The sequence below is a fragment of the Palleronia pontilimi genome, from assembly GCF_016412875.1.
In the GTDB taxonomy this organism is placed as follows: domain Bacteria; phylum Pseudomonadota; class Alphaproteobacteria; order Rhodobacterales; family Rhodobacteraceae; genus Palleronia; species Palleronia pontilimi.
The window spans coordinates 106,023-117,332 of the sequence record NZ_JAEKPD010000018.1 but is presented as its reverse complement, the minus strand read 5'-3'; the positions used below and the strand labels follow the sequence as shown (position 1 = coordinate 117,332).

At 65.4% G+C, this 11,310-nt stretch carries 13 protein-coding genes; all 13 read right to left on the bottom strand.

Annotated elements, in window-relative coordinates; all coding sequences use genetic code 11:
* Window positions 1-550: 550 nt before the first annotated feature.
* Window positions 551-1,471 carry a ribokinase gene (gene rbsK, locus ILP92_RS16055; protein ID WP_198917431.1) on the bottom strand — a complete coding sequence of 307 codons (921 nt, stop codon included), beginning with the start codon at window positions 1,469-1,471 and terminating at the stop codon, window positions 551-553.
* A gap of 12 nt (window positions 1,472-1,483) precedes the next feature.
* A complete protein-coding gene (locus ILP92_RS16050; RefSeq protein WP_198917430.1) occupies window positions 1,484-2,317 on the bottom strand; it encodes a sulfite exporter TauE/SafE family protein in 834 nt (277 codons plus the stop codon).
* 173 nt (window positions 2,318-2,490) lie between these two features.
* Complete coding sequence (locus tag ILP92_RS16045) at window positions 2,491-2,721, bottom strand: DUF1127 domain-containing protein (protein WP_214650073.1); 231 nt, start codon at window positions 2,719-2,721, stop codon at window positions 2,491-2,493.
* Window positions 2,722-2,880: 159 nt separating this feature from the next.
* Entirely contained in the window at window positions 2,881-3,240 is a 360-nt protein-coding gene (locus ILP92_RS16040) for a lysozyme inhibitor LprI family protein (RefSeq protein WP_198917429.1), read from the bottom strand.
* Window positions 3,241-3,339: 99 nt separating this feature from the next.
* Entirely contained in the window at window positions 3,340-4,323 is a 984-nt protein-coding gene (locus tag ILP92_RS16035; protein WP_198917428.1) for an ABC transporter substrate-binding protein, read from the bottom strand.
* Window positions 4,324-4,358: 35 nt separating this feature from the next.
* Window positions 4,359-5,204 carry an ABC transporter permease gene (locus ILP92_RS16030; RefSeq protein ID WP_198917427.1) on the bottom strand — a complete coding sequence of 282 codons (846 nt, stop codon included), beginning with the start codon at window positions 5,202-5,204 and terminating at the stop codon, window positions 4,359-4,361.
* Window positions 5,201-6,199, bottom strand: a complete 999-nt coding sequence (locus tag ILP92_RS16025; RefSeq protein ID WP_198917426.1) for an ABC transporter permease — start codon at window positions 6,197-6,199, stop codon at window positions 5,201-5,203. Before ILP92_RS16025 ends, ILP92_RS16030 begins: the two co-directional genes overlap by 4 nt.
* Before the next feature lie 253 nt (window positions 6,200-6,452).
* Entirely contained in the window at window positions 6,453-7,226 is a 774-nt protein-coding gene (locus ILP92_RS16020; RefSeq protein WP_198917425.1) for an ABC transporter ATP-binding protein, read from the bottom strand.
* Between the two features lie 46 nt (window positions 7,227-7,272).
* A complete protein-coding gene (locus tag ILP92_RS16015) occupies window positions 7,273-7,815 on the bottom strand; it encodes a hypothetical protein (RefSeq protein ID WP_198917424.1) in 543 nt (180 codons plus the stop codon).
* 33 nt (window positions 7,816-7,848) lie between these two features.
* Window positions 7,849-9,303, bottom strand: coding sequence for a dihydropyrimidinase (gene hydA, locus ILP92_RS16010; RefSeq protein ID WP_198917423.1), 1,455 nt, complete (start codon window positions 9,301-9,303; stop codon window positions 7,849-7,851).
* Between the two features lie 9 nt (window positions 9,304-9,312).
* On the bottom strand, window positions 9,313-9,558 hold the full coding sequence (locus ILP92_RS16005) for a hypothetical protein (protein ID WP_198917422.1): 246 nt from the start codon (window positions 9,556-9,558) through the stop codon (window positions 9,313-9,315).
* Between the two features lie 197 nt (window positions 9,559-9,755).
* The gene (locus ILP92_RS16000; RefSeq protein ID WP_198917421.1) at window positions 9,756-9,944 is read right to left on the bottom strand and encodes a hypothetical protein; all 189 of its coding nucleotides are present in this window, start codon (window positions 9,942-9,944) and stop codon (window positions 9,756-9,758) included.
* Between the two features lie 41 nt (window positions 9,945-9,985).
* Entirely contained in the window at window positions 9,986-11,242 is a 1,257-nt protein-coding gene (locus ILP92_RS15995; RefSeq protein WP_198917420.1) for a Zn-dependent hydrolase, read from the bottom strand.
* Between the last annotated feature and the right edge of the window lie 68 nt (window positions 11,243-11,310).

The window sequence follows — 11,310 nt, the reverse complement described above, 5'->3', positions numbered from 1 at the left end:
ACATATCTCTTCAGATATATCACAATGTCAAAGAGCGTGAGAGACAAAAACAAACCGTTGCGCCAACTTCGGCGCGCCCGCCTGAATGCCTCTCGAATTTCTTGATCCGCTTCGTCTAGCCCCGGTAGCAATCGGCGTCAACCACATTCGTGATCGCTGCCGAAATTTTCCGCGGCCTCGCTTGGCGCCGCCTCGTTTGCCCCGATCCGTTTCCGCTGTCAACCACTTGATTTCGTGGTGTCTTTCGGTCGTCTTCGGCGCCCCGTCTGGCGTCCCGACCGCGCCTCAGCGCCGCCGGTGAGGGGCTGTTTACGGATAGGCCCCGAGCCCCGCAAGCGGTTTTTTCGGGCAATCCAGAAACTTCTGTGGATTTCTGGCCAAAGGCGCGGGCACGGGCGCTTTGCTCGGCCCGAAAAGCGGCGGGATATCAGGCGCTTGACTGGGAATCCCCCTGTCACGACTTTTTCGATCACGGCGCCGTCATCCGCTGGCTGCCCGGTCTTTCGGGATGGTTTCGACCGGATCCGACACCCCGATGCCGACTCGCCGATCAGCCCTGGCGCGAGAGAAGTGCCACGATTTCATGCCCGTCAGGCATACTCGCCGCCGCACCCGCGCGGGTCACCGACAAGGCTGCCGTGGCGTTGCCGAATCTGACCGCGTCGGCCGGACTGTCCCCGCGTGCCAGCGCCGCCGCGAATCCGCCGTTGAACGCATCGCCCGCGCCCGTCGTCTCGACCACCGCGCCCGCCCGGATCGCCGCGACGTGCAGGGTGGTGTCGCGGTCGCGGTAGAGCGCGCCGTTCTCGCCCAGGGTGATGATCGCCGCGCCCACGCCCCGGTCCAGCAGCGCGTCGGCGGCGCGCTTGGCATCGTCGACCGAGGCGACGGCGATGCCGGTCAGGATCTCGGCCTCGGATTCGTTGGGGGTGATGACATCGCAAAGCGCCAGCATCGCGTCGGGGATCTCGGCGGCGGGCGCGGGATTCAGGATCGTGCGCGCGCCGCCGTCGCGGGCGAGCTGCAAGGCGCGATGGGCCGCCTCCATGGGCTGTTCGAGCTGCGTGACGAACACGGCCGCCCCGCCGATCAGCGCGGCATGGGCGTCGATATCGGCGGGCGACAGCTGCCCCCCTGCCCCAGGCGCCACGATGATCGCGTTGTCGCCGCTGTCGGCATTCACGTAGATGAAGGCAGCCCCCGTGTAGCTGTCGGCGTCTTCCGTCACATGGGGCGTCACGCCCGCCTGCCCCCACACATCGCGCGCCATGTCGGCGAAGATATCGCGGCCCAGCCTTGTCACGAAATGCACGTCGCCCCCGGCGCGCGACGCCGCCACCGCCTGGTTCGACCCCTTGCCGCCGGGGCCCAGCGCGAAGCCTTCGCCCAGCACGGTCTCGCCCATGCTGGGCAGTCTCTGGCCGCGAAAGGCGCAATCGGCGGCGAAGACGCCAAGAATCACGATGCTCATGGAAAGCTCCTGTCAGGTGGTGAAAAGGTCCCAGAACATGCGCAGCGACGTGGCCAGCAGGAACAGCCCGAATGCCATCCGGAGCGCGCCGCGCGGGATCGCATGGGCCAGCCGGACGCCCAGATGGGCGAAGCTGGTCGACAGCGGAATGATGATCGCGGCCAGAAGCAGGTTCACGTAGCCCAGCGAAAAGGGCGGCAGGTTGTCCTGCCCCAACCCCGAAATCGCGTAGATGATCGCGCCGGGCACGCCGATCAGGAAACCGATGGCCGACGACGTGCCCACGGCGCGGCGGATGTCGTAGCCCAGGAAGTTCAAAAGCGGCACGCAGACGGTGCCGCCGCCGATGCCCATCATGGCCGAAATCGCGCCCGCCAGCGTGCCGAGCCCCGCCCAGACGGGCCTGGAAAAGCTGCGCTGGTCGCTGCCGTCGCCGCCCTTGCGAAACATCATGTCGAAGGACACGATCAGCGCGACCGTGGCGAAGACGGCCAGCAGGGCCAGCCCCGACACGACGCCGCCCAAGACCGAGCCGATGACGACGCCCACCAGGATCGACGGCGCCCAGAGCTTCAGCAGGTCGAAGTCGATGGCGCCCTGGCGGTAGTGCCCGATGCCGGAGCTCAGCGACGTGAAGACGATGGTGGACAGCGACGTGCCCACGGCGACCTGCATGATCAGCGCGGGGTCCATGCCGGTCAGCGACAGCGACAGGTAAAGCGCGGGGACGATGACGATGCCGCCGCCGACGCCCAGCAATCCCGCCAGGACGCCACCGGCGATGCCCGCGCCCACGGCGATTCCCGCCAGCAGCATCAGCGTGCCCGGGTCGAGCCCTCCGAACATGCGCCATCCCTCCCCGACTTGTTCGGGGCACCCTGTGGCGCGGCTCCGGCGGTGTCAATCGACCCGAAACGCAAACCGCCCGCGCCGACATTCAGCGTCGGCGCGGGCGGTGGTCGCGGATGCGTTTTCCTTGAGGAAAACGTGACGGATTTCTCGAGAAATCCGCGCCCGGCTCAGACGTAGTACACGTCTGCGAAGACGTGGCGCACGATGTCTTCGCGCTTCACGCCGCGTTCGGCCAGCTCGGCATCGCTCATGGCCGTCAGCCGTTCCAGCCGACGGTAGCGCGACGAATTCTCGCCCATGGCGACCAGCCGTTGCCCCATGGGGGTGAAGAAGTCGGTGATCGCTTCGCCCCATGTGCGGCGCGGGGCCTTGGTCTCGATATAGCTTGCATCAGCCATCTGATGTCTCCTCGGGTCATGTGTCCTTGCTTGACACAGCACCTATGAAGCGCCCGATGCGGGGGTAACCCCCGGTGCCGAATGCCCGCTATGCGCCCGCGGCAACCCGCCTGGGATGCGCGCCGAGCGGCAATAGCACCGGTCCGCCCGATGCCCGCGCTATCGCTGCAACGCGCGAAGCTCGGCGTTGCGCGCCAGCGTCAGCCGCGTGGCACAGGCGCCGATGATATAGGGAACGATGGATCCGCGCCCGTATTCCGCCGCCTCGGCGTCGCAGGTGGCATCGCGATATCTGAGCCAGGCGCGCTGCGCGTCCAGCAGCGCCTGCCCGGTCCCCGCGCGATCGGCCTGGGGCTTCACGATCCTCCAGAGCCGGTTCAGCTCGGCATCGGCGTCCTGCCACGCCCGCGCGGCGCATTCGTTCAGCTCGAGTTGGGTTTGCGCACCGGGACAGTTCACGTCCTGCGCCTGGGCAGCCGCGCCGACCATCAGACCGGCGATGCAAACAAGATATTTCATGGCAAATGCTCCTGATCAAAAATACAAGCCGCCTCAGGATAACAGCAAAACGCCCGGCGCGAAGACCGGGCGTTTCAATCAGGGTCTTCGGTGGGCCGATCAGTTCAGCGCGGCATCCGTGATGTCCGACGTCCATGCGCCTTCCGGCTCGGCCGATATCACCGGGTCCGAGCCGCCCGCCAGCAGCGTGTCCACCGTGCGGCGGTAGTCGGCCTCGTCCAGCGCGCCGTTCGATCCGGCGGTGAGCTTCGCGATCTCGCCCATCATGCGGACCTGGTGGGCTTCGGTCTGGGCGCCGGTTTCGTCATTGTCCAGAACGATCATGGCGGCCTCTTCGGGGTTCTCCTCGGCCCATTTCCAGCCTTTCATCGACGCGCGCACGAACCGGGTCATCTTGTCGACGAAGGCCGGATCCTCCAGGTTCTGCTCCAGCACGTAGAGCCCATCTTCCAGCGTGGCGACGCCCTGGTCCTCGTACTTGAAGGTCACCAGTTCGTCCTCGGTCACGCCCGCATCCAGCACCTGGCCGAACTCGTTGTAGGTCATGGTCGAGATGCAATCGGCCTGCCGCTGCAACAGCGGGTCCACGTTGAAGCCCTGCTTCAGCACCGTGATCCCGTCATCGGACGCATCGGTGGGAATGCCTTCCTGGCTCATCCAGCTCAGGAACGGGTATTCGTTGCCGAAGAACCAGACGCCGATGGTGCGGCCCGCGAAATCCTCGGGTCCGGTGATGCCGGTGTCCTTCCAGCAGGTCAGCATCAACCCGCTGGTCTTGAAGGGCTGGGCGATGTTGACGATGGGCAAGCCTTTCTCGCGCGCCGACAGGGCCGACGGCATCCAATCCACCATGACGTCGGCACCGCCGCCCGCCAGCACCTGCGGCGGCGCGATGTCCGGACCGCCGGGCAGGATGGTCACGTTCAGGTTCTCTTCGTCGTAGAAGCCCTGGTCCTCGGCCACGTAATAGCCCGCGAACTGGGCCTGCGTGACCCATTTCAGCTGCAGCGCCACGTCGTCCTGCGCGTGGGCGGCACCCGCAGCCGTCAGGGCCGCCGCGGCGGCGATGATGGTGGTTCTCATGTCCGTTACTCCTTGTTGATGTCTGCCCCCGGGGTTCATCCCCGATGGGACGGATGCCAGAAGGTCACCCGCTTTTCGATGACGGCGATGATGCCGTAAAACGCGGAACCCGCAAGGGCCGCCGCCACGATCTCGGCCCAGACCATGTCGAGCGCGAGTTGGCCGACGCTGGTCGAGATGCGAAAGCCCATCCCGAGCGTGGGCGAGCCGAAGAATTCGGCCACGATGGCACCGATCAGCGCCAGCGTGGTCGAGATCTTCAGCCCGTTGAAGATGAAGGGCAGCGCCGCGGGGATCCGCAGCTTCAGCAGGGTCTGGGTGTAGCTAGCGCCGTAGGTCCGCATCAGGTCGCGCTGCATGGCGGCCGTGTCGGCCAGCCCCGCCACGGTGTTCACGAGGATCGGGAAGAACACCATCACCACGACGACCGCCGCCTTCGACTGCCAGTCGAAGCCGAACCACATCACCAGGATCGGCGCGGTGCCGACGATGGGCAGCGCGGCCATGAAGTTGCCCACCGGCAGCAACCCGCGTTTCAGGAAGTCGAACCGGTCGGCCAGGATCGCGACGGCGAAGGCGGCGAGCGCGCCGATGACATAGCCCGACAGCGCGCCCTTCACGAAGGTCTGCACGAAGTCGGCCCAGATCACGTCCCACTGTCCCGCGAAAGCGAAGCCGATGGCCGAGGGCGGCGGCAGGATCACGCCCGGCACCTCCAGCCCGCGCACGATCAGCTCCCACATGACGATCAGCGTCAGTCCGAACAGCGCGGGCACGGCCAGCTGCGCCGTGCCCGTGTCGGCGGCGGGTCCGCTGGCCAGCCGGACATTCAACGCCCAACCGGCGGCCCAAAGGACCAGCGCGAAGACCACCAGCATCATCGCATCAGCCCCATGCGCCGCAGCAACACCCGCTCGACCCCCGAGATGATCGCCACCAGCAACGCCGCCAAGATCGCGGCAGCAAACAGCGCCGACCAGATCTGCACCGTCTGCCCGTAATAGCTGCCCGCCAGTAGCCGCGCGCCCAGGCCCCGCACGGCGCCGGTCGGCAGCTCGCCCACGATGGCCCCGATCAGCGACGCGGCCACGCCGATCTTCAGCGACGCGAACAGGTAGGGCAGCGACGCGGGCAGCCGCAGCCGCCAGAAGGTCTGCGCGCCGCTGGCGCCGTAGGTGCGCAGCAGGTCCAGCTGCATCGCGTCCGGGCTGCGCAAGCCCTTCACCATGCCCACGACGACCGGGAAGAACGACAGGTAAGCGCTGATGACCGCCTTCGGCACCAGCCCCTGCACACCGATGGAGTAAAGAACCACGATGATCATCGGCGCGATGGCGATGATCGGGATGGTCTGGCTGACGATGGCCCAGGGCATGACACTCATGTCCATGACGCGGCTGTGAACGATTCCCACGGCCAGCAGGATGCCCAGGCCCGTGCCCACCGCAAAGCCCGCCAGCGTGGCCGACAGGGTGATCCAGCCGTGGAAGACCAGGCTGCGCTTCGACGTAACCCTCAGCCCGACGGTCGAGCCCCAAAGCTCGGCCGCCACCTGGTGCGGCGCGGGCAGGACGGGACGATCCTGGCCGAAGGCCAGCGCCAGCGCGGGGTCGGGATTGCGCAGGCTCAGGGCGATGCCGCCCACGTCGCGCCGCTCGGAGGCGGTGGCGGGCGAAACCTCGGCGCCGCCCCGCTCGGCCAGCAGCACCGATTGCTGCGCGTTCATGGGGATGCAGGCCAGGTACCACAGCCCCACCAGCGCGGCGATCACGGCAAGGACCGGGATCACGGTGCCCGACACGGCTCTGAGCCGCAGCGCCACCCGCCCCGAGCGCCCGACGCCCGCCTGCGGGGCAGAAAGCGGGGCATCGGTCATCGCGCCGACCCGCCGCGGCGCCGGACGCCGATGCTGCGCGAAGGTATTTTCAGACCAGTGATGCAGCAGGACCGCGCCCCGTTCATCACTGGTCTCCAAATACCTCTGTCGAAACGGCGGTCGCGCGCGCGCTGGTCGGGATTAAGGATTTGTTTACCTTGATCGGTGCAAGATGGGGACACGGTACAGGCTGAGGAGCCGATGACCGTGACCAGTGATGCGGGGGGCCGCGTGCCCCCTGTATCCGTCCGGCTCATGCGGCCTCCATCCCTGCGCGCAGACCCTCGCGGACGCGGTGGGCGATTGCGATGAACTCGGCGCTGTCGCGGATGTCCAGGGGGCGTTCTTTGGGCAGCGGGCTGTCGATCACATCGCTGATCCGCCCCGGGCGCGGCGACATGACGACGATCTTGGTGGACAGGTACACCGCCTCGGGGATCGAGTGGGTGACGAAGAGCATCGTCTTGCCGGTCCGCGCCCAAAGGGCCAGAAGCTCTTCGTTCAGCCGGTCGCGCACGATCTCGTCCAGTGCGCCGAAGGGCTCGTCCATCAGCAAAAGGTCCGCATCGAAGGCCAGCGCCCGCGCGATGGAGGCGCGCTGCTGCATCCCACCGGACAGCTGCCAGGGAAACTTCTTCTCGAACCCGTCCAGATCGACCAGGGCCAGCGTTTCGGCCACGCGCCGCTTCTTCTCGGCTTCGGGAAACCCCATGATCTCCAGCGGCAGGCGAATGTTGCCGCCGATGGTCCGCCAAGGGTAAAGCCCCGCCGCCTGGAACACGTAACCATAGGCCCGCGCGCGCCGCGCCTCGTCCGGCGTCATGCCGTTGACCGTCAGAGTGCCGCCCGTGGGCGCCTCCAGCCCCGCCACGCAGCGCAGAAAGGTCGTCTTGCCGCAGCCCGACGGGCCGATGAAGCTGACGAACTCGCCGGGCGCGATATCGAGTTCGATATCCTTCAGCGCGTGGACCGGCCCGTCGCCAGTGCGGAACGTCAGGTCCAGTGATCGGGCGGAAACGACATTCATGCGTTACACCGGCCGATGGCAAACTGCATATTATTACTAACGAATCTCATCCTACAGAGAAGCGGATAATCAGGAAGGCCAAGAATGAAAGCGCGATCAAAGATATGTAAAGCGTTGAAACGTTCTGAAGCTTCATAGCTACAATTTGATCTGTGACTTCTTTCTCCTCCAAATGTGTCCAGCCCAAAAGTACAGAAAATTTCTTACTCAGCTTGAATCCATCTTCTTCGCTACGGCGCGGCAGTTCGTAAAACGGTAAGCTTATCGGTATGCTATCGATTTCACCACTTTTTTGGGCTCGTAAAAATTCTTTTGAATTAAGATAATTGCATATTTCTACGTCTCGCAGAATGAATCTCTGTTGGAAACTCTTATACTGGCCATCAAGCGCCCAGAAAAGAAGTGACGAGAGAATAGAGAGTAGTGCGACAGACGGAAACTTCAGGGCCACTGACGCAGCAAGCACTCCCCCGAAAACCGTTATAGACCAACCTCTTATCTTGAATATTGAGGCATCCAGATCTCGGATTGCTATTTTTCCATGGTCCCAATCCTTCAGAAGAATTTGCTTTTGCGTTTCAAAAACCATGTCATGATCCTCAGTATCCTCGTCTAACATCGGTCAAACTCCACTCGCAGGGATGCCAGAGCGCCCTACCGGGCGGGGCGCGGTGATTGCCTTGTAGCTGGACAGTGCCTTCGACACTGCGCCCTTGGGCGGGCGCTTTACGAACTGGCCGTGCCCTTCCTCCGCGCGCAGTTCTCCGTCGTGGACGGCGACGTGGCCGCGGGTCAGGGTGAAGCGGGGCAGCCCCTTGACCTGCTGGCCCTCGAAGACGTTGTAGTCGATTGCCGAGACCTGTTTATCCGCCGTGATCGTCTTCTCTTTCTCGGGATCCCAGACCACGATATCGGCGTCCGAGCCCACCCGGATCGCGCCCTTTCGCGGATAGCAGTTGAGGATCTTCGCGATATTGGCCGACGTCACCGCGACGAACTCGTTCATCGTCAGCCGCCCCGTCGCCACGCCATGGGTCCAGAGCATCGGCATCCGGTCTTCCAGCCCGCCGGTGCCGTTGGGGATCTTGGTGAAATCGCCCAGGCCCGTGCGCTTCTGCGCGGTCGTGAAGGCGCAGTGATCCGTGGCCACCACCGACAGCGAGCCCGATTGCAGCCCCGCCCACAGGCTGTCCTGGTGCTGCTTGTTGCGGAAGGGCGGCGACATCACGCGGCGCGCGGCGTGGTCCCAGTCCTTGTTGAAATACTCGCTCTCGTCCAGCGTCAGGTGCTGGATCAGCGGCTCGCCCCAGACCCGCTTGCCCTGCTGGCGGGCGCGGCGGATGGCCTCGTGGCTGTCCTCGCAACTGGTGTGCACGACGTAGAGCGGTACGCCCGCCATGTCGGCGATCATGATGGCGCGGTTCGTCGCCTCGCCCTCGACCTGGGGGGGCCGCGAATAGGCGTGGCCCTCGGGGCCGGTGTTCCCCTCGGCCAGAAGCTTGGCGCTGAGGTCCGCGACCACGTCGCCGTTCTCGGCGTGGACCAGCGCGATGGCGCCCAGCTCAGCCAGCCGCTGGAAGGACGCGTACATCTCGTCGTCCTGCACCATCAGCGCGCCCTTGTAGGCCATGAAGTGCTTGAACGTGTTGATGCCGCGTTCCTTCACCACCGTCTCCATCTCGTCGAAGACTTGCTGGCCCCACCAGGTGACGGCCATGTGGAAGGAATAGTCGCAATGGGCGCGGGTGGACTTGTTGTCCCACATCTTCAGCGCATCCAGCAGCCCCTGCCCGGGGCTCGGCAGCGCGAAATCGACCACCATCGTGGTGCCGCCCGCCAGCGCCGCACGGGTGCCCGAATCGAAATCGTCCGCCGAATACGTCCCCATGAACGGCATCTCCAGATGCGTGTGCGGGTCGATCCCGCCGGGCATGACGTAGCAGCCGGTGGCGTCGATCTGCGTGTCGGCTTTCAGGTCCGGCCCGATTTCGACGATCCTGCCGCCGTCGATCAGGACATCCGCCTTGTAGGTCAGGTCATGGGTGACGATGGTGCCGTTCTTGATGACTTTGGTCATGCTGTCCTCCTAGCCGTTGGGCGCAAGCGGCACGCAGACGGGCTGGCCGTCCGCATCCACCACCGGCTCGACCACGTTCGAGCCGGGCACGGCCACGCCCTGGCATCCCTGCGCGTCGATGATGAGACGGCCGCCATCCACGTCGTTGACGATGGTCATCCCGTTGATTTCCTCGATACCGTCACCGGTTCCGCCGATCGCGTTGCAGCCGACAGGGCCCAGCACGGCGAAAAGGACGAGAAGTGTTCGATGCATTCCTTGATCCAATGCGAAAGCGTTGGCGGCCAGATTGCGCCAAGGGCCGAGGATGAGCAATCCGTCCCGTGCGACCCACGCGATCCTTGGAGGGCGTGACGCCGACCTCGGAAATCAGGCCGCCGTCGGTCAGGGCGGCAGCCGTGCAAGTCGGGTCTTGGGTGACGGAGGTGCCGTTGCCGGTGACGGTGGTCACTTCAGATCCTTTCCCATTGGGCGATGTCTTGCGGGCATGCGTGACCCGAGGCGTCCCGTTCCTGAAAACCGGTGCGTTCGCGTGCTGCGGGCGATGCCGCCTCGCGTTGGTCTTCGAACGGTTCGGCACGGTATTCGTTGACGTAGAGCGACCAATAGGACGCTCCGTCGCGATCAATCTTCAGGGTCACCCCGTCGTGCTTCGACAGGTAGATCGGAACAGTCGCCTTCCTCACCCCTCAACACCCGCCGTCTCCACCACGGCGTGCAGCAGCACGTCCGCGCCCGCGGTCGCCCACTCCTTGCTGATCTCTTCGGCCTCGTTATGCGACAGCCCGTCCACGCAGGGGCACATGACCATGGCCGTGGGCGCCACGCGGTTGATCCAGCAGGCGTCGTGGCCCGCGCCCGAGATCAGGTTAATGTGACTGTATCCCAGCCGCTCGGCCGCGTCGCGCACCGCGTTCACGCAGCCCTCGTCGAAGGCCACCGGGTCGAAGCCGCCGACCTTTTCGAATTCCACGCCCAGTCCCATCTCGCGGCAGATGGCCTGCGCCTCGAACCGCAGCTTTTGTTCCATATCTTCAATGACGCTCAACTCGGGCGACCGGAAATCAACGGTGAATACCGCCTTGCCGGGGATGACATTGCGGGAATTTGGAAAGACCTCGATATGCCCCGCCGCGCCCACCGCGTGCGGTTTGTGCGCCCACGCGATGCGGTCCACGGCGTCCAGCACCCGCGCCATGCCCAGGCCCGCATTCTTGCGCATGGGCATAGGTGTGGAGCCGGTATGCGCGTCCTTGCCGGTGATGGTCGCCTGCGTCCACGACAGGCCCTGCCCGTGGGTGACGACGCCGATCTGCTTGTCTTCGGCCTCCAGGATCGGGCCCTGCTCGATATGCAGCTCGAAAAACGCGTGCATCTTGCGCGCGCCCACCTCTTCGTCGCCGCGCCAGCCGATGCGCTGCAGCTCGTCGCCGAAGCTCTTGCCCTTCGCGTCGGTGCGCCCGTAGGCCCAGTCCTGTTCGTGGATCCCCGCGAAAACGCCCGAGGCCAGCATCGCGGGGGCAAAGCGGGTGCCTTCCTCGTTCGTGAAGTTGGTGACCACGATGGGGTGCTTGGTCTTCACGCCCAGGTCGTTGAGGCTGCGGATAATCTCGAGCCCGCCGAGCACGCCCAGCACGCCGTCGTACTTGCCGCCCGTGGGCTGGGTGTCCAGGTGGCTGCCCACGTAGACCGGCAGCGCGTCGGGGTCGGTGCCTTCGCGGCGCGCGAACATATTGCCCATCTGGTCCAGCCCCATGGTGCAGCCCGCCGCCTCGCACCAGGACTGGAACAGCGCGCGCCCCTGGGCATCTTCGTCGGTCAGGGTCTGGCGATTGTTGCCACCCGCGACGCCGGGCCCGATCTTGGCCATTTCCATCAGGCTGTCCCAAAGCCGGTCGCCGTTGATGCGCATGTTCTCGCCGGGGGCGGCTGGGGGCATGATGGACCTCGCGCTGATTTGACCAATCGGTAAAATGGACGCTACCAGAGGACAGAGGTCAGTCAAGG

What these genes read in the sequence shown, in the direction of transcription:
- rbsK (WP_198917431.1), bottom strand. Translation starts at nt 1,471, where the DNA reads ATGAGCATCGTGATTCTTGGCGTCTTCGCCGCCGATTGCGCCTTTCGC.
- ILP92_RS16050 (WP_198917430.1), bottom strand. Translation starts at nt 2,317, where the DNA reads ATGTTCGGAGGGCTCGACCCGGGCACGCTGATGCTGCTGGCGGGAATC.
- ILP92_RS16045 (WP_214650073.1), bottom strand. Translation starts at nt 2,721, where the DNA reads ATGGCTGATGCAAGCTATATCGAGACCAAGGCCCCGCGCCGCACATGG.
- ILP92_RS16040 (WP_198917429.1), bottom strand. Translation starts at nt 3,240, where the DNA reads ATGAAATATCTTGTTTGCATCGCCGGTCTGATGGTCGGCGCGGCTGCC.
- ILP92_RS16035 (WP_198917428.1), bottom strand. Translation starts at nt 4,323, where the DNA reads ATGAGAACCACCATCATCGCCGCCGCGGCGGCCCTGACGGCTGCGGGT.
- ILP92_RS16030 (WP_198917427.1), bottom strand. Translation starts at nt 5,204, where the DNA reads ATGATGCTGGTGGTCTTCGCGCTGGTCCTTTGGGCCGCCGGTTGGGCG.
- ILP92_RS16025 (WP_198917426.1), bottom strand. Translation starts at nt 6,199, where the DNA reads ATGACCGATGCCCCGCTTTCTGCCCCGCAGGCGGGCGTCGGGCGCTCG.
- ILP92_RS16020 (WP_198917425.1), bottom strand. Translation starts at nt 7,226, where the DNA reads ATGAATGTCGTTTCCGCCCGATCACTGGACCTGACGTTCCGCACTGGC.
- ILP92_RS16015 (WP_198917424.1), bottom strand. Translation starts at nt 7,815, where the DNA reads ATGGTTTTTGAAACGCAAAAGCAAATTCTTCTGAAGGATTGGGACCAT.
- hydA (WP_198917423.1), bottom strand. Translation starts at nt 9,303, where the DNA reads ATGACCAAAGTCATCAAGAACGGCACCATCGTCACCCATGACCTGACC.
- ILP92_RS16005 (WP_198917422.1), bottom strand. Translation starts at nt 9,558, where the DNA reads ATGCATCGAACACTTCTCGTCCTTTTCGCCGTGCTGGGCCCTGTCGGC.
- ILP92_RS15995 (WP_198917420.1), bottom strand. Translation starts at nt 11,242, where the DNA reads ATGCCCCCAGCCGCCCCCGGCGAGAACATGCGCATCAACGGCGACCGG.